This window comes from Thalassospira lucentensis MCCC 1A00383 = DSM 14000, assembly GCF_000421265.1.
Lineage (GTDB): Bacteria > Pseudomonadota > Alphaproteobacteria > Rhodospirillales > Thalassospiraceae > Thalassospira > Thalassospira lucentensis.
The window spans coordinates 197,249-218,508 of the sequence record NZ_ATWN01000008.1 but is presented as its reverse complement, the minus strand read 5'-3'; the positions used below and the strand labels follow the sequence as shown (position 1 = coordinate 218,508).

17 protein-coding genes are annotated in these 21,260 nt (G+C 53.8%); 11 read left to right on the top strand and 6 right to left on the bottom strand.

The features are described 5' to 3' along the window. Positions 1-62: 62 nt before the first annotated feature. Positions 63-485 carry a VOC family protein gene (locus tag K355_RS0116985; RefSeq protein ID WP_022733355.1) on the bottom strand — a complete coding sequence of 141 codons (423 nt, stop codon included), beginning with the start codon at positions 483-485 and terminating at the stop codon, positions 63-65. 548 nt (positions 486-1,033) lie between these two features. Here K355_RS0116985 and K355_RS0116975 point away from each other — a divergent pair. The 7 genes from K355_RS0116975 (at position 1,034) to fdhD (ending at position 10,057) form a co-directional block, all read left to right on the top strand. Continuing rightward, the gene (locus K355_RS0116975; RefSeq protein ID WP_022733353.1) at positions 1,034-2,761 is read left to right on the top strand and encodes an OFA family MFS transporter; all 1,728 of its coding nucleotides are present in this window, start codon (positions 1,034-1,036) and stop codon (positions 2,759-2,761) included. A gap of 232 nt (positions 2,762-2,993) precedes the next feature. Continuing rightward, on the top strand, positions 2,994-3,899 hold the full coding sequence (locus tag K355_RS0116970) for a LysR family transcriptional regulator (RefSeq protein WP_022733352.1): 906 nt from the start codon (positions 2,994-2,996) through the stop codon (positions 3,897-3,899). A 122-nt stretch (positions 3,900-4,021) separates the two neighbouring features. After that, complete coding sequence (locus K355_RS0116965; protein ID WP_022733351.1) at positions 4,022-4,495, top strand: formate dehydrogenase subunit gamma; 474 nt, start codon at positions 4,022-4,024, stop codon at positions 4,493-4,495. Continuing rightward, the gene (locus K355_RS0116960) at positions 4,492-6,048 is read left to right on the top strand and encodes a formate dehydrogenase beta subunit (protein WP_022733350.1); all 1,557 of its coding nucleotides are present in this window, start codon (positions 4,492-4,494) and stop codon (positions 6,046-6,048) included. The genes K355_RS0116965 and K355_RS0116960 overlap by 4 nt, the downstream gene beginning before the upstream one ends. 5 nt (positions 6,049-6,053) lie before the next feature. Then, positions 6,054-8,933 (top strand): formate dehydrogenase subunit alpha, encoded by a 2,880-nt coding sequence (gene fdhF / locus K355_RS0116955; protein WP_022733349.1) that lies wholly within the window; start codon positions 6,054-6,056, stop codon positions 8,931-8,933. A gap of 93 nt (positions 8,934-9,026) precedes the next feature. After that, positions 9,027-9,251 carry a formate dehydrogenase subunit delta gene (locus K355_RS0116950; protein WP_022733348.1) on the top strand — a complete coding sequence of 75 codons (225 nt, stop codon included), beginning with the start codon at positions 9,027-9,029 and terminating at the stop codon, positions 9,249-9,251. Continuing rightward, positions 9,248-10,057, top strand: a complete 810-nt coding sequence (fdhD, locus tag K355_RS0116945) for a formate dehydrogenase accessory sulfurtransferase FdhD (RefSeq protein ID WP_022733347.1) — start codon at positions 9,248-9,250, stop codon at positions 10,055-10,057. The genes K355_RS0116950 and fdhD overlap by 4 nt, the downstream gene beginning before the upstream one ends. 2 nt (positions 10,058-10,059) lie before the next feature. On the opposite strand, the gene K355_RS0116940 is transcribed toward fdhD, so the two are convergent. From K355_RS0116940 to K355_RS0116925, 4 genes are all read right to left on the bottom strand, one after another. Beyond that, a complete protein-coding gene (locus K355_RS0116940; RefSeq protein WP_022733346.1) occupies positions 10,060-11,100 on the bottom strand; it encodes a LacI family DNA-binding transcriptional regulator in 1,041 nt (346 codons plus the stop codon). Between the two features lie 204 nt (positions 11,101-11,304). Continuing rightward, on the bottom strand, positions 11,305-12,798 hold the full coding sequence (locus K355_RS0116935; protein WP_022733345.1) for a tripartite tricarboxylate transporter permease: 1,494 nt from the start codon (positions 12,796-12,798) through the stop codon (positions 11,305-11,307). Positions 12,799-12,836: 38 nt separating this feature from the next. Then, positions 12,837-13,262 carry a tripartite tricarboxylate transporter TctB family protein gene (locus tag K355_RS0116930; protein WP_022733344.1) on the bottom strand — a complete coding sequence of 142 codons (426 nt, stop codon included), beginning with the start codon at positions 13,260-13,262 and terminating at the stop codon, positions 12,837-12,839. A 165-nt stretch (positions 13,263-13,427) separates the two neighbouring features. Continuing rightward, on the bottom strand, positions 13,428-14,474 hold the full coding sequence (locus tag K355_RS0116925) for a type 2 periplasmic-binding domain-containing protein (protein WP_022733343.1): 1,047 nt from the start codon (positions 14,472-14,474) through the stop codon (positions 13,428-13,430). Between the two features lie 352 nt (positions 14,475-14,826). On the opposite strand from K355_RS0116925, the gene araD reads away from it, so the two are divergent. The 4 genes from araD (at position 14,827) to K355_RS0116905 (ending at position 19,886) form a co-directional block, all read left to right on the top strand. Then, complete coding sequence (araD, locus tag K355_RS0116920; RefSeq protein ID WP_022733342.1) at positions 14,827-16,572, top strand: L-arabinonate dehydratase; 1,746 nt, start codon at positions 14,827-14,829, stop codon at positions 16,570-16,572. A 69-nt stretch (positions 16,573-16,641) separates the two neighbouring features. Further along, a complete protein-coding gene (locus K355_RS0116915) occupies positions 16,642-17,553 on the top strand; it encodes a dihydrodipicolinate synthase family protein (RefSeq protein WP_022733341.1) in 912 nt (303 codons plus the stop codon). Positions 17,554-17,582: 29 nt separating this feature from the next. Further along, a complete protein-coding gene (locus K355_RS0116910; RefSeq protein WP_022733340.1) occupies positions 17,583-19,097 on the top strand; it encodes an aldehyde dehydrogenase (NADP(+)) in 1,515 nt (504 codons plus the stop codon). A 63-nt stretch (positions 19,098-19,160) separates the two neighbouring features. Next, on the top strand, positions 19,161-19,886 hold the full coding sequence (locus K355_RS0116905) for a ribonuclease activity regulator RraA (protein ID WP_022733339.1): 726 nt from the start codon (positions 19,161-19,163) through the stop codon (positions 19,884-19,886). Positions 19,887-19,976: 90 nt separating this feature from the next. Here K355_RS0116905 and K355_RS0116900 read toward each other — a convergent pair whose 3' ends face one another. Next, the gene (locus K355_RS0116900) at positions 19,977-21,242 is read right to left on the bottom strand and encodes an ROK family transcriptional regulator (RefSeq protein WP_022733338.1); all 1,266 of its coding nucleotides are present in this window, start codon (positions 21,240-21,242) and stop codon (positions 19,977-19,979) included. Positions 21,243-21,260 lie beyond the last annotated feature (18 nt).

Sequence of the window (21,260 nt, the reverse complement as noted above, 5' to 3'; positions counted from 1 at the left end):
GGAAAGTATCCGGGAAAAATGCACGGCGATATTGCGGACCTGTTGTGGTTTTGCGGCTCTGTTTAAAGGCCAAACGTCACATGGCCGTGTTCATCAATAGTCCACGCCGCATTCCATGCGATTTCCCATGCGTGACCGTCTGGATCCGCGACATATCCCCTAAAGCCACCATGCACGGGCGTATCTGCCGGTCGCAGCATCTTGCCACCGGCATTGATCAATCGTTGCATCAGGGGCTCTACATCTTCCTTGCGGGCTACATTGTGTGCCAATGCATGGGCCGAAGCCAATCCGTCCGAAGGACGGTTCATGTCCTTCATCAGGGCTTTTTCAAGCCAGGTGCCCAGAACAAACCCATTCATTTGGTAGAATATGATTTCTTTGTTCTCAAAAACAGGCGACCAGCCAAACCCGTCGATATAGAAACGACGTGAACGCGTGAGGTCTGCTATGCCAAGGGTTATGACGGAAATCTGCTGTTGCATGTCCAATCCTTTCTGTTGGCATACGCACCTTGCGTACACCTTGAAAGTCTTGGGCCGTTAATTTGCAACGGAAGGACCCGCTGTCGCGGGGGCCGGGCTAACCGCACCGAACCTAACCTGTTTCAGACAATCACGGTTATATCAGAGCAGCCCCAAGAAGGCAAAACTCCTGACCTCAAAACTTTTGGGGCTTAGTCCCGTCGAAAGGCCGGTTTGTTCTTCTCTTATGTCCCTGATTTATCGTGCGAAGAGCTCATTTTTGAGCACTAGCTCGTAGCGCATGCTTTGGGCGGAAATGCTGCAAATGCGAGTGGACATTTTGTCCGTTTAGAGTTTTTCCAAGTTGGAATGTTTGGACATTTTGTCCGTTCGCGTGCATCGCAGCATGACAGTTCCCCGTGCAAAAATGACAGAAAATCAATCAAAACGGGTAATGGCATGGCGATTGCGTTGGTCACCAATCGGAGTGTAACCGTTTTTGCCCTGCACCATCGCACCGACCAGCATGTCTGGGCATATGAAACATGATACCGGGAGGAAATAATTTCATGTTTGATCGGCTAAAAAAAGAACACATCGTCGCCGGCGATGATTTTAACCGCTGGAAAGTGCCACCAGCATCCATCGCGATCCATCTTTGCATCGGTTCTGTCTATGCTTGGAGCATCTTTAACCCGCCTTTGATCAAGGAATTTGGCGTGGTTGCGGCAAGTTCGGGTGACTGGGGTTTGCAATCTGTTGTCTGGATTTTCTCTGTTGCCATTGTATTTCTGGGGCTTGCGGCTGCCTTTGGCGGCAAGTGGCTTGAAGAAGTTGGACCCCGTATGGTCGGCATTGTTGCCGCATTCTGCTGGGGCGGGGGCTTTATTATTGGCGGGCTTGGCATTGCATCCCACCAACTATGGCTGGTCTATCTTGGCTATGGCGTGATTGGCGGCTGTGGGCTTGGCCTTGGCTATGTATCGCCGGTCTCAACCCTGATCCGTTGGTTCCCGGATCGGCGCGGTATGGCAACCGGCATGGCCATTATGGGCTTTGGCGGTGGTGCGATGATCGCAACCCCGATCAAGGAAAGCCTGCTTTCGGTCTTCTATAAGGTCCCGGAATATCTCGGCCCGGAAAGTGCTGTGAACCTTGTTACCGAAGGGGGCAAGCGCATGGCAGAAGTCGGCGGCCAGATGGTCGAAGTCGTTGTTGCTGGCGCGGCGCAGGTGGCAGCAGCCCCGGTTCCAATTGAAGAAGGCGTTTATGTTGCTGGAACCGGTAATACCGGTGCAGCCGCGACATTCTTTACCCTTGGCGTTGCCTATTTCATCGTCATGATCATTGCATCCTTCTCATACCGTGTGCCGCGCGAAGGCTGGTTGCCAGCAGGCTGGACCCCACCGACCGCCGATACCGCGTCCAAACGCATGATCACGCAGAAAAACGTTCATATTGATCAAGCGCTTAAAACGCCGCAATTCTATCTTTTGTGGATTGTTCTGTGCTTTAACGTGACCGCAGGCATCGGGGTGATTGGCGTTGCCAAAACCATGATGTTTGAAATCTTTGGCACGACATTGCCGCTGGTGGTCAATTCGGCCTTTGCTGCGACATACGTGTTTATGATTTCGGTCTTTAACATGTGTGGCCGGTTCTTCTGGGCATCGATGTCGGACTATATCGGGCGCAAGAACACCTATTACTGCTTCTTCATTCTTGGTATCGCCCTTTATCTGTCGATCCCGTTCTCTGCAGAGCAGGTCAGCATCAATCCGGCTGTCACATATCTCGTGATGTTCTACGGCGCGACCATGATCATCTTCACGATGTATGGTGGTGGCTTTGCAACCATCCCGGCCTATCTTGCCGATATCTTTGGCACCAAATATGTCGGTGGCATCCATGGTCGTCTTCTGACCGCTTGGAGTACCGCTGGTGTGCTTGGTCCGTTGGCGATTACCCAGTTGCGTCAAACCTCGGTCACCAGTTCGATCAAGGATCTGGCGTCCAAAATTGACCCGGCAGCCTTCCAGGCCAAATTTGGCGCAGGTATTGAACAGCTTGATCAACTGGTTGCGGCAAAAACCGTTACCATTGGTCGTTTGATGGAAATCGCACCGGCCGGAACGGTCGATCCAACATCAAGCCTGTATAACACCACCATGTATGCCATGGCGGCTTTGCTGGTAATTGCCTTGATTGCCAACAAAATGGTCCGTCCGATCCATGACAAACATTACATGGAAACGGCACAAGACCCATCGGGACAGAAAGCCGCGTCAAACGCGTAAACAGGCCCCGGGAACCGGCCACCTCACCGTGGTCGGTTCCGCCGGGTTGGCCTTCTGTCTGTCGGCCAACCCGCGTCCTGTTGCAGGAATAACCTTTTGGTCTGTAGGGGCAATCGGTTATCCTGCAGCAAGGACACATTCCCCGATATGAATGGTGCCCAATTGAGCTGTCTAATTGCCAGAAGCACCTAATGTCATAAAGCGCATCGCATCAACCGGTGCCGGATACAAAATGATCGATAAACTCGAAATGTTTATGGTGCTCGCCCGCGAGCAACATTTTGGCCATGCCGCCGAACAGTGCGGTGTCACGCAACCAACCCTTTCCAGCGCACTGCGTCAGCTTGAAGACCATCTTGGCGTTGTGCTGGTGAAACGCGGATCGCGGTATCAGGGCCTAACCCCCGAAGGTGAACGCGTTCTTGAATGGGCGCGTCACATCGTCGGCAGCACGCGTTCGATGCGCGATGAAATGCGCGCCATGCGGTTTGGCCTGACCGGGCAGGTCCAGATTGCGGTTATTCCGACGGCCCTTTCGATGGTTCATGAACTGACCACCCCGTTTCGCGAAAAACATCCTGACGTGACCTTTGCGGTGCTGTCGCGGACCTCCGCAGAAATTCAGTCATTGCTTGATAACCTGCAAATCGATGCCGGGATTACCTATATTGATAATGAACCGCTGGGCCGGGTGACATCAATTCCGCTTTATCAGGAACGCTACCATCTGGTGACGTCTAATATTGATGATTTCTCCAATCGCAAGACGATCACATGGCGCGAAGCGGCCCAACTACCCCTGTGTTTGTTGACCCCCGATATGCAAAACCGCCGGATCATTGATCAGCATCTTGATGCGGCCGGGGCCAAAGTCAGTGCGACGTTGGAAAGTGATTCAATGATTGCGCTGTTTACCCACGTTCAGACCGGAAATTGGGCCAGCATCATGCCCGAAAAGATGGTCGAAAGTTTTGGAATGCGTGATCGGGTCAAATCCATGCCGATCATTGAACCTGACGCAACCCACACTGTCGGGTTGATAACCGTCAAACGCGAACCGGCAACGCCCGTGGTTTCGGCCCTTTTGAAAGAAGCCAAACTGTTTTCGGAACGTGAACCGGCCCAAAAACCGATTTGAAACTGCTTGATAGGTTTACGCTATCGCGTAACGGGATAGCTTTATTGAACAACCGGTGTCTATGACCGACACTGGCAAGAATAACAAAGAATTCAATAGACTGCTAAGTGAGAGAGGCTTGCATGTCGACTAAGATCGAGGAACACAGCGTCCGCGTCGCGGCAATTTGTGACCGTATGGCTGCACTTGAAGGCCCATTGTTGCCGATCCTGCATGAAGTGCAGGAAGAATTCGGCCATATTCCCGAAGGCGCGCTACAGACCATTTCCAAGAAACTCAACCTCAGCCGGGCGGAAGTCCACGGGGTTGCTAGTTTCTATCATGACTTCCGCGAAGAAAAAGCGGGCAAGCATGTGATTAAGATCTGCCGGGCGGAAGCCTGTCAGGCGATGGGGGCAGATGATCTTGGGGATCATGCCAAAAGTCGCCTTAAAGTCGATTGGTCGCAAACAACCAGCGATCAAAAAGTCACTCTTGAACCAGTTTTCTGCCTTGGTCTGTGTGCCTGTGCACCGGCGGCCATGGTTGATGGCAAGGTGGTTGGCCGGGTCAGCAAAGACCGCATGAACCGCATTCTCGATGAGGTGGGGGCATGAGTATCAAGGTTTATGTCCCGCTAGACTCCGGCTCTGTTGCCCTTGGTGCAGATGATGTCGCAACCGCAATCGCCCAAAAGGCCACAACAGCCGGGGCAGATGTTAAAGTCGTGCGCAACGGATCGTTTGGCATGTACTGGCTTGAACCGATGGTTGAGGTCGAAACATCGCACGGTCGTGTGGCCTATGGCCCGGTAAAACCGGAAGATGTCGATGCGCTGTTTGCTGCCGACTTCCTGACCGGTGGGGAGCACAAGCTTTACCTTGGTCGGACCGAAAATATCCCGTTCCTCAAAAGTCAGACCCGCCTGACATTCCAGCGTTGCGGCTTTATCGATCCGGTGTCACTTGAAGATTACCGGGCTTACGACGGACTTACCGGTCTTAAAAACGCACTTGAAATGACGGATGAGCAAATTGTCCAGTCCGTGACCGATAGCGGTCTGCGTGGACGCGGCGGTGCTGGTTTCCCGACGGGCATAAAATGGAACACCGTGCGCCAAGCCCCGGCGGAGCAAAAATACATTGTCTGTAATGCCGACGAGGGCGACAGCGGTACGTTTGCCGACCGTATGATTATGGAAGGTGAACCGTTTGTCCTGATCGAGGGCATGATCATTGCCGGTCTGGCAACCGGGGCGACCAAGGGATATGTCTATACCCGGTCGGAATACCCTGCTGCGATCCGCATCATGAACGAGGCCATCGAGGTTGCACGTGCCAACGGCGTTTTGGGCGAGAATATCCTTGGATCGGGCAAGACATTCGATATGGAAGTCCGCATGGGGGCGGGTGCCTATGTTTGTGGAGAGGAAACCTCGCTTCTTAACAGTATGGAAGGCAAGCGCGGTGTCGTCCGTGCCAAGCCGCCACTGCCAGCACTCGAAGGGTTCATGGGCCGTCCAACGGTTGTTAACAATGTTATCTCGCTCTGTTCGGTTCCAGTTATTCTGGAAAAGGGGGCAGATTATTATCGTGATTTCGGCATGGGCCGGTCGCGTGGTACCATTCCGATACAGATTGCCGGGAACGTCAAACATGGCGGGCTTTATGAGGTCGGATTTGGTCTGACCCTTGGCGAGATTGTCGAACAGATCGGCGGTGGGACAGCCACCGGGCGCCCGATTAAGGCTGTTCAGGTTGGCGGCCCTTTGGGCGCGTATTTCCCCAAGGAACTGTTTGATACGCCGTTTGACTACGAAGAATTCGCCAAGCGGGATGGCCTGATCGGGCATGCCGGTGTTGTTGTTTTTGATGACACGGTTGATCTGATGAAGCAGGCCCGTTTTGCCATGGAATTCTGTGCAATTGAATCGTGTGGTAAATGCACGCCATGCCGCATCGGATCAATCCGAGGCACCGAAGTTGTTGATAAACTGGCACGCGGCGAAGACCCCGAATTGCAGATCGAATTGCTGACCGATCTTTGTAACACCATGAAGTTCGGCTCGTTGTGCGCCTTGGGTGGGTTTACCCCTTATCCGGTGATGAGCGCACTGACCCATTTCCCTGATGATTTCAAGCCTCATGCGCTTGACATAGCTGCGGAGTGAAAACGATGTCCTTGATCAAAGAAGTCGACTACGGAACCCCAGCTGCTCACTCGGAAAAAACCGTCACGCTGACCATTGATGGTAACAATGTGACCGTTCCCGAGGGCACATCTGTCATGCGCGCCTCGATGGAAGCGGGTATTCAGGTTCCCAAGCTTTGCGCGACCGATATGGTCGACGCGTTTGGCTCCTGCCGCCTGTGTCTGGTTGAGGTCGAAGGCCGCAATGGCACGCCATCATCCTGCACCACACCGGCGACAGACGGCATGGTGGTGCGCACTCAAACGGACCGTTTGAAGAGAATCCGCAAAGGCGTGATGGAGCTTTATATCTCTGACCATCCGCTTGATTGCCTGACCTGTGCAGCCAATGGCGATTGCGAATTGCAAGACATGGCAGGTGCGGTTGGCCTGCGCGATGTGCGTTACGGTTATGACGGCGGCAATCATGTGAAGGTCCGCGACAACGGCGAAGAAAATCCGCGCTATATGGCCAAGGATGAAACCAACCCGTATTTCACCTATGACCCGTCGAAATGCATTGTCTGTTCGCGCTGCGTGCGGGCCTGCGAAGAAGTGCAAGGCACCTTTGCACTGACCATCGAAGGTCGCGGGTTTGAAAGCCGCGTGTCACCGGGCATGCACGAGGATTTCCTGGATTCCGAATGCGTGTCATGTGGTGCCTGTGTTCAGGCCTGCCCGACGGCGACGTTGCAGGAAAAATCTGTTATTGAAATTGGTCAGCCGGAACATTCGGTTGTGACCACCTGTGCGTATTGCGGGGTCGGCTGTTCGTTCAAGGCGGAAATGCGCGGTGAAGAATTGGTGCGCATGGTCCCCTATAAGGACGGCAAAGCCAACCGTGGGCATTCCTGTGTCAAAGGGCGCTTTGCCTATGGCTATGCCAGTCACAAGGACCGCATCCTTAACCCGATGATCCGTGAAAACACCTCCGACCCGTGGCAGGAGGTTAGCTGGGAAGAGGCCCTTCGCTTTACCGCCGACAAATTCCGGTCCATTCAGGCCCAATATGGCAAGGGTGCGATCGGGGGTATTACGTCATCGCGCTGCACGAACGAGGAAACCTTCCTTGTTCAAAAACTGATCCGGGCTGGGTTTGGGAATAATAACGTCGATACCTGTGCACGTGTGTGTCATTCGCCAACCGGCTATGGCCTGAAAACCACCTTTGGTACATCGGCGGGCACGCAGGACTTTGACAGTGTTGAACAGACCGATGTTGTCATCCTGATCGGGGCCAACCCGACCGATGGACATCCCGTGTTTGCATCGCGTTTGAAAAAACGTCTGCGCGAAGGGGCGAAGCTGATCGTCATTGATCCGCGTCGCATTGATCTTGTGCGAACCCCGCATGTTGAGGCAGTTGCCCATGTCGCGTTGCGTCCGGGTACCAACGTTGCGGTTCTGACATCCTTGGCACATGTGATCGTGAGCGAAGGGCTGTTTGACGAGGCATTCGTCCGTGAACGCTGTGACTGGGATGAATTCCAGGATTGGGCGACATTTGTGTCTGACCCCAAACATAGCCCCGAAGCCATTGCCGATATGACCGGTGTGGATGGTGAAACCATGCGCAAAGCCGCACGGGCATTTGCCACCGGTGGAAATGGTGCTATCTATTATGGGCTGGGTGTGACTGAACACAGTCAGGGTTCGACAACTGTGATGGCGATTGCCAACCTTGCCATGGCGACCGGTAATCTTGGTCGTCCGGGGGTCGGTGTGAACCCGCTGCGCGGTCAGAATAACGTGCAGGGCGCTTGCGATATGGGATCCTTCCCACATGAGCTGCCGGGTTATCGCCATATTCAGGACAGTGCGACCCGCGATATATTTGAAGATATCTGGGGCGTCAAACTTGATGACGAACCGGGCTTGCGTATTCCTAATATGCTTGATGCGGCTGTCGAAGGCACATTCAAGGGGATTTACATTCAGGGTGAAGACATCCTGCAATCAGATCCCGATACCAAGCATGTCGCGGCTGGTTTGGCGGCAATGGAATGTGTTGTGGTTCATGACCTGTTTTTGAATGAAACAGCCAACCATGCGCATGTGTTCCTGCCCGGTTCGACCTTCCTTGAAAAGGACGGTACCTTTACTAATGCCGAACGCCGCATTAACCGCGTGCGCAAGGTGATGACGCCGCTTAATGGTTTTGCTGACTGGGAAGTTACGCAAAATCTGGCGCGTGCCATGGGTCTTGACTGGAATTACACCCATCCGTCGCAGGTCATGGATGAAATTGCCGCCACCACGCCAAGCTTTGCCAACGTGAGTTATGACCTTCTCGAACGTGAAGGATCGGTTCAATGGCCATGCAATGACAAGGCGCCTAAAGGCACACCGGTCATGCATATTGATGGCTTTGTCCGGGGCAAGGGCAAGTTTGTGGTGACGGAATATGTCGCCACCGACGAACGAACCGGGCCACGCTTCCCGCTTCTTCTGACCACTGGGCGTATCCTTAGTCAGTATAACGTCGGGGCACAGACACGCCGTACGGCAAACACGACTTGGCATGAGGAAGATTTGCTCGAAATTCACCCGCATGATGCGGAGCAGCGTGGGGTGCGTGATGGTGACTGGATCCGTCTGGCATCGCGGTCTGGTGAAACGTCGCTTCGGGCGACCATTACCGACCGTGTCGCGCCGGGTGTGGTCTATACAACCTTCCACCATCCGGGCACTCAAGCCAACGTGATCACCACCGATTTTACCGACTGGGCGACCAACTGCCCGGAATATAAGGTAACTGCGGTGCAGGTGTCCTCAAGCAACGGACCAAGTGACTGGCAGGTCGAATATGATCGTCAGGCCGAACAATCGCGTCGCATTAAGCCACGTGTGGATGCTGCGGAATAAGATAAACTCCGCGCACTGTGCTAGGATATGAGAACAGCACAGTGCGCGGAAATCCCGTGTAAAGAAAAGTTTACAAGCAAAGAGTACGCACCAATGACACCTGATAAGCTTGTCTATATGGCCAATCAGATCGCGACATTTTTCAAATCCAAGCCCCACGACGAAGGTGTTGCAGGGGTGGCCGGGCATATCAGCGATTTTTGGGATCCACGCATGCGTAAGCAGCTGTTTGACATGATTGCGGATGGGCATGATGGCTTCGAACCTCTGGTTCTTGAAGCCGCTCCGGCGATCCGCAAGGTCAAAGAAACCGCATGAAACCCAAATCATCAGACAATTATATTGTTGATGGTCGAGACCTTTATATGGCCCGCGCGGTATCGCGTGATGACGGCAATGATGATGCACCAATGATCTTGCAGCCGGAAATCCCGGCTGCATTGACTTTTAACGGGCAATCGCATGCAGTGATGATGGTGTCTCCGCATGATCTGGAAGACTTCATGGTCGGTTTTGCGCTGTCTGAGGGCATTGCCGATGATGTGTCGCAGATTACGCTTCGCGATGTGCGCAAAACTCTTCAGGGCTATGTGATTGAGGCTGATCTGCACGAAGACGTGTTTGACCGTCTTGAAGACCGCCAACGCACCCTTGAAGGGCGGTCGGGCTGTGGGTTGTGCGGTGTACAATCGCTTGATGCGGTTTCGATGGATAAAATCGGTACCGTAACGCCGGGCAATATGGCGCAGGATATCGTGTTGCGTGCGATTGATGCATTGCCTGATCATCAGACCCGCAACCGCGAAGGCGGCGGCCTTTTACATGCCAGCGCCTTTGCCGATGTTAGCGGTAACATCCAACTGGTCCGCGAAGATATCGGACGTCATAACGCGCTTGACAAAGTGTTGGGGGCAGTTGCCCGTCAGGGGATCGATACCACTGGTGGCTTTATCCTGATGACCAGCCGTTGTTCATACGAAATTGTGACCAAGACCGTGCAATGCGGTGTCGGCGGGCTTGTGACCCTGTCGGGGCCAACACTGACGGCAGTTAATTTGGCGCGGCAGGCGAGGCTTACCATGATCTGCCGCGAACGGCGTGGGTTGTTTCGCCGGTTCGCCTGATATCAGGTTGACGCGCGCGCAATGATTTCAAATCCGATATCAATCGAATTGTTTGACAGGGGCTGATTGTTGATCCGGGCAACCAGGGCTTCTGCGGCCTGCTTTCCCAAATGGGTGCGGTTGACTTCAACCGTACTCAGGGCGGGCAGGGTAAAGGGGGCGAAGTTCTGATTGCCAAAGCCTATAGCGGCGATGTCTTCGGGGACGCGAAGGCCGCGTGATTGGGCCTCGATCAAAACACCATGGGCCAAAAGATCAGAACTGCACATGACAATCCCGTTTTTAAAGCCCAGTTCAATTCCCTTGGTCAAACCATTGCGGCCCCGCTCAATCGTTGCACCGGTTTCGTACAGGACTTCGGTCGGGGCATTGCCGGTCAGCTGATCAAATTGGGCGGCAAAGCTGTTTTTACGGCGTAATGCGCGTTCATCCCCGGCCGAAATAATCAAGGCATGCTCATAGCCGCAGGAAACGGCATATTTAGCCACTTCCTCGCCGGCCTTGATGTGGGAAAAGCCAATACAGACATCCAGCGGGTTTTCCGTCATGTCCCAGACTTCAACCACTGGAATGCCAGCCCCCAGTAACATCCGTTTGCATCCCGGCGAATGATGGATGCCGGTCAAAAGAATGCCATCGGGGCGGCGCGACAGCATGGTCGACAGGACTGCCTGTTCTTCGTCCTGTGAAAAGCCGGTTTCCGCCATCAGAACGTGATAACCCGACCCGCGAATGACATCGATGAAGTTTTGCATCAGATCGGAATAGATCACATTGGTGATCGATGGCACGAGCGCGGCAATTAATTGGCTGCGTCGTGATGCGAGCGCCCCGGCAACCATGTTGGGCACATAGCCGGTCAGCTCAATCGCATCCTGAATGCGTTTAAGCGTCGCCGCCGATACTTTTTTAGGATCATTGAGCGCACGCGATACCGTGACTTGCGATACGCCAGCAATACGTCCGACCGTCTCCATCGTGACGGAGCCGCTTTTAAGGTCGGCAGTGATAACCGGATCGCTGTGTTTTGCTATGCGTGACAAGTTGTTTTGTCTCTTGATCTGAAGGCCTTACGCCAAAACAACGTAAGGGCAAAAGTGCGAAAGCGAAATGTTCAGAGCCGGTCTTTCGATTGCTCTGAACACTACATCAGCCCAGTAGGGTGGGCAAGAAGCGTGGCTCGGGTAAAAGCCACTCCACAGCCAGGGAGGAGGCTGAGGAGGTTGTTTGTTGCTTCTTGCCCGGACTCACTCGTTTTCTGTCTTGTTCTTTTTCCGTGCAACGGAAATTGAAAACGCAATCGATATCGCAATCAGAACCCACAGCAGTCCGGCGATCCAGCTTTTGGTAAAGAAGATCGAAAAGGTGCCAAAGGATTCCAGACTTTTTACGAAATAGATCTCCGCCGATGGGCCGAGAATAAAGCCGATGATAAACGGCGCAATTTCAAGCCCGATCTTGTGTGCCAGATAGCCAAACAGACCAAAGATCAAAAGCGTCCAGACATCGAACATCACGCCGTAATTAATCGTATAGGCCCCGACAACACACATCATCAGAATGATCGGGAACAGGATGTTTTTGGGTACCGTCACGACCTTGGCCAGGTGCCGGATGGCAAATACCATAACCAGAAACATCACAATGTTGGCAACCAGCATGGCAATGATCATGGCATCCCATGTCACCGGGTTGTTGCCGATAAACAGGGGGCCGACCTGAATGCCTTGCAGGGTAAAGGCGCCGATCAGGATGGCGGTGGTTGAATCACCGGGAATGCCAAGCGACAATAGCGGTACCAATGCGCCGCCCGTCAGGCCATTATTGGCACTTTCTGATGCAATCACACCGGCCGGCTCACCTTTGCCGAATTTTTCAGGGGTTTTGGAAAAGTTCTTTTCCTGACTATAGGCCAGAATGGATGCGGCACTGCCGCCAACACCGGGCAGAATGCCGACAAAGGTGCCGATGGCCGATGAACGGAACAGATTGACGAACTGACCTTTGAAGATGGAAAGTTTGAACGGCTTTCCACCAATCTTGACCCCCGACAAGCTTTGCCCTTCTTTCATGCCTTGTTCGGCTTCGATCAGGATGGTGGCAAGGCCAAACAGACCGATCAGAACCGGCAGTAACGAAAAGCCGCTTTCGAGATAGTATTCAAGGGACTCAGGCACGAGGCGCAATTCACCATTGCCGCCGCGAGAAATGTCATAGGCGCCAATCAGGCTGATGAAAATACCCAGAAACCCGCTGAAAATACCGACCAAAAGGCTACTTGAAAGAGCGGCCATGACGGTCAGGGCAAAGAAGATGATCAGGAATTTTTCGATATAGGAAAACTTGATGGCAAAATCGGCCAAGGCCGGGGCAAACAGATAAAGGGCGGCAAGACTGAACAACCCGCCGATCAGAGATGATGTAATCCCGATTTTAAGCGCGCGTTCGCCTTCGCCGTTCTGGGTCATCGGATAACCATCAAGCGTCGTAGTGATCGATGACGGCGTGCCCGGAATGTTGAGCAAAATGGCAGGAACCAGCCCGCCGGAAATCCCGCCAACATACAACCCAAGTAACAGTGCAAGACCGTTTTCAAGGCCAAGCGAATAGGTCAGTGGCAAACACACGGCAACGGCCATGGTGGCGGTCATGCCCGGAATAGCGCCGAAAATGATGCCGATCACAGTGCCCGCGGTAACCAATGTGAAAAACATCGGCGTCAGAATGGATAGGAGTTCCATGATAAATCTCTTGACTCAATCCGTGCCGGGGCAGGCCCTTATGGCAGCGAAATGTTGAAAAGTTCGGACAGGATGTACCAGACGATGGTTGGCGCGATCAGGGCGTTTGCGCCTGCGATCAGTAATGTCCGTCGGGTGCGCTCGTGCAGGAAAAGGGTGCTTAGCGCAAACAGGTACGGGATCGAACACAGGTAAAACCCAAGTCCTGTATTTGGGAAGAAGTCCCCAACCGATGGCATGGCGGTAAAATAGATGACCGTCAGGACCAGTGTTCCGAAAAAGCGCATATGATCGATGCCAGCAGGCCACCATGGGCCATTGGTAATCGTGGCAAGCATCGTGCGCCCGCGGGTAATCAAAATGGCCGTAAAAAGAATTCCCAGGATTATGGCGATGATCGTTGGGAAAATCATATGCGACGTATCGAAATCGATTGTCACATGAAAAGGGGAGTCAAATGACATGGGACGCCTCCGGGATGTGCCTGTTTTGACCCTACGTTACGCATTTTCATGAAATTAGAAAATCAGGTCAGGCTTATTTTACGGGAAATAGCGGCGGGCGACCACACGCATTGACCCGATCAGGCAAGAGCGGCCCGGCACATCAATGCCGGGCCATCCAGTATTTTAGTTAGTCGCAATCGCGTCGATGACATGACGATATTCGTCACGTTTTGCCTTCAGGTAAGTCGCAGCTTCGGCCTGCGGCTTGTAGTTCGGGATGAAGAACGATGCTTTTTGCGTTTTCTGGATATCACCAGCGGCATAGATTTCTTTCAGTGCGGTGTCGATGGCCGCAATCTGTTCGGCATCCATGTCCTTGTTGAACAGGAAGAAGAATTCCTTGTCGAAGGTGAAGTCTTTTGAACCGTCAAGGGTGACGCTGACATTCGGGGTGGTGAATGCCAGAAGTTCGTCACGGGTGGTGTCGCCCATGCCTTCGGGGTTTGCCTGTTCGATGGTCTCTTCGCGTGCGGTCAACCAGATAAAGCGCATTGCTTTTTGATCATCTGCATCAAGCTGGGTGAACTGTTCGTTGGCTTGAACCGACCCGTTGATGACATCGGCCTGACCATCAAACATCAACTGATTTTTATCTGCCTGCGAACCGGTGTTGACCGGAACGATGTTTTCTTCGGCACCCGGATGGGTCACTTTTACAGCGTTTTTCAGAGCCGAGAACCCGATTTCCGAAACACCGCCGGCCTGAATGGCAACGCGAACGCGTTGACCCGCAGCCGCAGCAGCAATCACGTCTTCCATCGACTGCATCGGCGAATTTTTCGCTACGAGATACGCATTTCCCGGATTGATCGCGACCGTCGGGCCGACAACGTAATTATCAAAGATATCGTCATAACCGCGCACACCGTACAGATTTCCAAGATAGGATTGATCGTGGAAGATCATGATGGTGGTGCCACGCGAATCGCGCTGCAATGCCTTGAAAGCTTCGCTGGAGCCAACCGCATCAACTTTCACATTGATGTCGAGCTTTTTGGCGAGTGCTTCGGCGACGATCGCGCTGTTCTGATAGGTGTCGCCACCGGTTGATTTCGAGCCGATGACAAGGCGAATGTTGCTTGGCAGATCAGCAGCTGAAGCGAGAACAGGTGATGCAACCATGGCAGCGAAGCCAGCAGCAGCGGCGATGGATTTAAAGAGTCCGGTCATAAGATTTCCTCCCGAATGACGCGTTCCTGACGATGGGGGTGTCCCCAGTTTGACCGCTTGGTGTGGTTCCCAAGCGAAAGGCTGTTGCTTGTTCTTATTGTTGTTTTGACTTGTAAAATTAAAAGCCATATGTATGCGCATACATATGTTGATACATCTTGTTTCAACTGGTGTCAATGGCTGGGTTTCTCGGATATTTTCTGCACTATATAGAGTATACTTGTGCATGTAAGTTTACTTGACATCTTGTCCTTGTATGCGCATACATAGGTCATCAATGAAAAGTGCAGGCTCCTGTTTTTCGTGTAACATGTGGAAAACAGGGAAAAAGCCGAACTACGGGAGGGACGCCATGTCCGAGAAACATAAAAAAGCTGCAGAAGATCTTAGAAGTGCGCGCTGGTTTGCGCCCGATGATCTTCGTTCGTTTGGCCATCGTTCGCGTCTGATGCAGATGGGGCTTGATCCTGAGGATTGGACCGGGCGTCCGGTCATCGGCATCCTTAATACATGGTCGGAGCTTAATCCGTGCCATGCGCATTTCCGTGAACGTGCCGGTGATGTGAAAAAGGGCGTTCATCAGGCGGGTGGTTTCCCGGTTGAACTGCCATCTATTTCGGTTGATGAGTCGTTCACCAAACCAACCTCGATGCTGTATCGCAACTTGCTTGCGATGGAGACAGAAGAACAAATCCGGTCTCACCCCCTTGATGGTGTTGTCCTGATGGGCGGGTGTGACAAAACCACACCGGGTCTGGTGATGGGCGCGCTTTCGGCAGGTGTCCCAATGATCTATCTGCCTGCCGGTCCGATGTTGCGTGGCAATTATGCTGGTAAAATCCTTGGTTCGGGCTCGGATGCCTGGAAATATTGGGACGAACGGCGTGCCGGTAACATCAGTGACGAAGAATGGGTTGGGGTCGAAGGCGGCATTGCGCGTTCATATGGTCACTGCATGACCATGGGAACCGCATCGACCATGACAGCCATTGCCGAGGCGATGGGGCTTTGCCTGCCGGGGGCGTCATCCATTCCGGCACCGGATGCCGGTCATATCCGTATGTCGACCCAATGTGGTCGTCGTATTGTTGATATGGTGTGGGAAGATTTGACACCGGAAAAAATTGTTACCCCGGCATCGGTCAAAAATTCCGCCGTTGTCGCGATGGCAACCGGCTGTTCAACCAACGCGGTTGTGCATATGCTGGCCATGGCGCGCCGTGCATCGATTGATCTGACACTCGATGATCTTGATGCGCTGGGTCGTACTACGCCCTTGATTGCCAACATTCGACCATCGGGCAAAGATGACTACCTGATGGAAGATTTTTATTATGCTGGCGGCTTGCGTGCACTGATGGCGCAGCTTGGCGATAAGCTTGATACATCGGTTACGACCGTGACAGGTAAAACCCTTGGCGAAACGCTTGAGGGGGCCGTTGTCTATAATGATGATGTCATTCGACCGTTGTCCAATCCGGTCTATCATCAGGGGTCGCTTGCGGTTTTGCGCGGCAATCTATGCCCCGACGGGGCGGTGATCAAGCCTGCAGCCTGTGATGAGCGTTTCCGCAATCACGAAGGCCCGGCACTGGTCTTTGACAGCTATCCGGAAATGAAAAAGGCGGTTGATGACGAAAACCTTGATGTCACGCCCGATCACGTCATGGTTCTGCGCAATGCGGGTCCGCTTGGCGGGCCCGGTTTCCCCGAATGGGGCATGCTGCCCATTCCAAAAGCCCTGATCAAACAGGGTCATCGTGACATGCTGCGTATTTCTGATGCCCGGATGTCAGGAACGTCTTATGGGGCATGTGTGCTGCATGTGGCACCGGAATCCTATATTGGCGGTCCGCTGGCGTTGCTGAAAACCGGTGACATCGTGCGGCTTGATCTTGATAGCCGTCGTTTGGATATGCTGGTCGATGAAGAAGAAATCGAACGCCGTCGTGCTGCGTGGCAAAAGCCCGAACCGCGTTTCCAGCGTGGCTATGGCTATATGTTTGGCAAGCACGTGACACAGTCCAATGAGGGCTGTGATTTCGATTTCCTATCGCCGAAATTTGGCGAAACCGCCGGCGAGCCGGACATCTTCTAAACGCAAAAGACGCAAAGCGGGGGCTAGCTATGCTCCCCCGCGAACCGCATCACTCAGGGATACAGTTCAATGGCACTTTCAAAAGCCGATCTGCGTGGCGTGCTGTCCGGGATTTCGGGCATTCTTGTTACGCCGTATGATGACAATGGCGACATCGCGCCAACCAAGCTCAAACCGATTATTGGCCGTGCACTTGCTGCCGGGGTTCATTTTCCGGTGGTCAATGGAAATACTGGCGAGTTTTATGCGCTGACCACAGATGAAGCCATCACCATGGCAAAATCCGTTGCCGAGATGCTCGATGGCCGTGCGCCGATGCTCGCTGGTATCGGGCGCGGTGTGCGCGATGCCTGCGCCTTGGCCAAGGCATCGGCAGATGCCGGTGCAGAAGCCTTGATGATCCATCAGCCGCCTGATCCGTTCGTCGCGCCACGCGGTGTTGTTGAGTATATCAAACGTATTGCTGATGCGTCCGGCGGGTTGCCGATGATGCTGTACCTGCGCAACGATACGATTGGCACCAAGGCGATTGCTGACCTGTGTGCCGTCGAAGGTGTTGCGGGTGTGAAATGGGCGACGCCAAACGCCATGAAACTGGCTGATGCGATCAATGCATGTGATCCTGACATTGTGTGGGTTGGTGGTTTGGCCGAAACTTGGGCACCAGCGTTTTATGCGGTGGGCGCGCGTGGCTTTACATCTGGTCTGATCAATGTCTGGCCGGAACGTTCCATGGCGATCCACGCCGCCCTTGAGGGTGGTGACTATGCCAAGGCACGTCAGTTAATCGGTGAAATGAAGGCATTCGAAGACGTCCGTGCCGAAGAAATGAACGGTACGAACGTGACGGGTGTCAAAGCAGCGCTTAAACTGCTGGGTGATGATTGTGGCGCGACGCGTCCGCCGTCTGCATGGCCGCTGACCGATGAACAGCACAAAAAACTGACCACGTTTATGCGCCAAAACAATCTTGTAAAATAAGGCGGCCCTGCCGCACCAAGGAGGCTTCTATGTCCTATAAACTGACAGGCAAACATCTGATCGCGGGTGACTGGGTCGCAGGCGATGCGACGTTCCAGTCCGAACCAGCCCATGGTCCGGCCAATACATTCCCGGTTGGCACCCCGGCATTGGTCGATCAGGCTGCCAAGGCCGCCGAAGACGCGTTTTGGTCCTTTGCCTATTCCACCCGCGAAGACCGCGCAGCATTGCTGAATAAGATTGCTGATGAGATCGACGCACGCGGTGATGAAATTACCGAAATTGGCACGCAGGAGTCCGGGCTGCCCGAAGCCCGCCTGAATGGGGAGCGGGGCCGTACGGTTGGACAGCTTCGTCTGTTTGCCAGCCATATTCTTGATGGTGCGTATCTTGATCGTCGCCATGACGAAGCTCTTCCTGATCGCGCGCCCTTGCCTCGCCCGGACCTGCGTTTGATGCAGCGTCCGATTGGCCCAGTGGCTGTGTTTGGTGCATCGAACTTCCCGCTGGCATTCTCTGTTGCTGGTGGCGATACGGCGTCGGCCCTGGCAGCGGGCTGTCCGGTCGTGGTCAAGGGGCATTCGGCCCATCCAGGCACTGGTGAAATTGTCGCTCAGGCGATTGATGCCGCGATCAAGGCATGTGGTGTTCATCCCGGTGTGTTTAGCCTTATTCAAGGCGGTAAACGCGATGTTGGCCAAAGCCTTGTGCAGCATCCGCTGATCAAGGCGGTTGGTTTTACCGGGTCGCTTGGCGGTGGACGTGCGTTGTTTGATCTGTGTGCAAGCCGTCCTGAGCCGATCCCGTTCTTTGGTGAGCTTGGATCGGTCAATCCGATGTTTATGATGCCGGTCGCGATGAAAGAACGCGGCGAGGCGCTTGGCAAAGGCTGGGCAGGATCACTGACCATGGGGGCAGGGCAGTTCTGTACCAATCCGGGGATTGCGGTTGTGATCGACGGAGCGGATGCCGAGGCATTTGTCGATGCGGCCAAGGCTAGCCTTGCCGAGGTTTCGGCTCAGACCATGCTGACCGATGGCATGGCGGATGCTTATCGTGCTGGCGCAAAACGGATTGCTTCGACCAGTGGTGTCAAAGACGTTTTGACCACGTCGTGTGATCTGCGCAATGCAACGCCGTATCTGTTTGAAACCACCGGTGAAAACTGGCTTTCAAATCATGAATTGGGCGAAGAAGTCTTTGGCCCGCTTGGTCTTGTCGTCCGGGTCAAGGACATGGAAGAAATGCGCACCATTGCCAAGGCGCTTGACGGTCAGTTGACTTGCACGCTGCATCTTGATGGTGGTGATGCAGGGGATGCCCGGTCGTTGATGCCGATTTTGGAACGTAAAGCTGGTCGTGTTCTGGCCAACGGGTTCCCGACCGGTGTGGAAGTTTCCGACACCATGGTGCACGGCGGGCCGTATCCGGCATCGACCAACTTTGGTGCGACGTCGGTTGGTACTATGGCCATTCGTCGGTTCCTTCGTCCGGTGTGTTATCAGAACATCCCGGCGGATGTTTTGCCTGCTGATCTTGTCTGATTGTGTTTTCCCAATGATATTGCCCGGCTGTGCGCGGCCGGGCACTCTACGGAGTAAAGAAGTATGAGTGATTATGTCCTGAGTGATGCAATCCGTAACAAGCTTAAACGGGTAAGCACCGCGTCGTTATGTACGGCCCTTTTTAAGCGCGGCATTCGCAATCAGTTCATCCAGAATGTCCAGCAGGTTGCCCCTAAGAGTGAAAATATGGTTGGGCAGGCCTATACGCTGCGCTATATCCCCGCACGCGAAGATCGTAATCCGATTGAGGTGTTCCGTGATCCAAACCACCCGCAGCGCGTTGCCGTTGAGCAATGCCCGGAGGGACATGTTTTGGTGATGGACAGCCGCAAGGACGCGCGCGCGGCATCGGCGGGATCGATCCTTGTAACCCGTTTGATGAAGCGTGGCGTCGAGGGGATCGTGACTGATGGTGGTTTCCGGGATGCCGATGGCATTGGAAAACTTGCCATTCATGCATATCACTCGCGCCCTTCGGCGCCGACCAACCTGACGCTGCATGAGGCGTATGACCTTAATGTGCCGATTGGGTGTGGCGATGCACCCGTGTTTCCCGGTGATGTTTTGGTTGGTGATAAAGACGGTGTTGTTGTTCTTCCGGCGCATCTTGCTGATGAGTTGGCCGAAGAATGTGCCGGTATGGAAAGCTTTGAGGACTTTGTTCTTGAAGAAGTTATGTCGGGCAAGCCGATCATTGGTCTTTATCCGGCAACCAAGGATGAAACCAAGGTCAACTTTGAAGCATGGCGCAAAAAGAACGGTCGCTAAGGCTTAATTGTACTGCCGGAAAAAATACAAAAGCCGCTCCGAAACGGGGCGGCTTTTTTTTGTGGTTCGGGCTCGACATCGCGTTGAGTGTTAGGTGTTGGTACCTGCCTTGAACATGTTTTCGTCATGACGCAGCAGGCTTTGACCAATCGCGCCTTGAAGGGCCAGATCCTTATCCCATGCCAGATGGACGATTTCCGGGCCGCGGTGCAATTCAGGGACTTGCGCGAGATGCAGTCCGCGTTGCAATTCCGGCGCCATCAGGTCATAGGCCCGTGCGCCTGACCCGGTGATGAAAATCCGTTTGGGACCAATCAAGGCAATCAGATTGGCAATGCCATATCCAAGAACCTTGCCTGCATGCCGAAACAGATCGGCAAGGTCTTCGTTGCCAGCCCGTGCGCGTGCGACCAGATCCATCATTTGTTCCTCGCTGGGGTGCAGGCTGTTGGCATCGGCAAGGTCAATCAGGCCAAGCGCATCCCGTAAAATGGCGTAATCACCTATATATGCCTCAAGACATCCGCGTCGCCCGCAATTACACAGCGGACCATCGGGCTGATACTTCATATGACCGAATTCGGCGGCGGTGCCAAAATGGCCGTTATAGACATTGCCATTTAACACCAGTCCCATGCCAATGCCATATCCCAGCATGATTACGGCAAAATCGCCACCGCCATGCAATGTGGTGTTCTGGGTGATGGCTGTGGCAATGCAGTTGGCGTCATTGGACATTTGCACAACTCCACCATAGCGTTCGCTTAACGGTCGGGTAATGGCAATTTGACGATGACGCAGAGCAGGCGACCAGATGATTTCGCCGCTGTTGCTATCGGTTACGCCTTGTACTGCGACGCTGATGCCGACTGGCGGGTGTGTGATGATGTCACTGTTATCTTTGATGAAGCCGTCAATCAGCGTGATCAGGGTGTCAATCAGTTGCCGATCGGTTAAATCACGGGTTTTGATGCTGTGTTCGGTGTTGCGTTCGATTTCGCCTTTGAAATTGCCCAGTGCGATCTCGATCAGATTGATTGTCAGCTTGACGCCAATGACGCACGCCGCACCGGGGACCAGATCAAGCAGTACCTTGGGGCGGCCACGTGTTGTGCCATGTGTGCCGTTGGCGTTGGTCGTGCCATTACCGTTAACCGAACCAAGTGCCGCAGCCTGACTTTCCTGCACCAGACCCTGTGCCATCAGATCGGCGGTAAGTGACGTGACGGTTGCCGGGCTTAAGCCTGTGGCCGTACCGATATCGATGCGTGCCGCCGGGCCATGAACACGCAGATAGCGCAGGATGGCAATCTGGGATGGTTGGCGCGGGGTATCGCTTTCGGTGCGACGGCTCATGCGGTGGGCCTGCTTTCA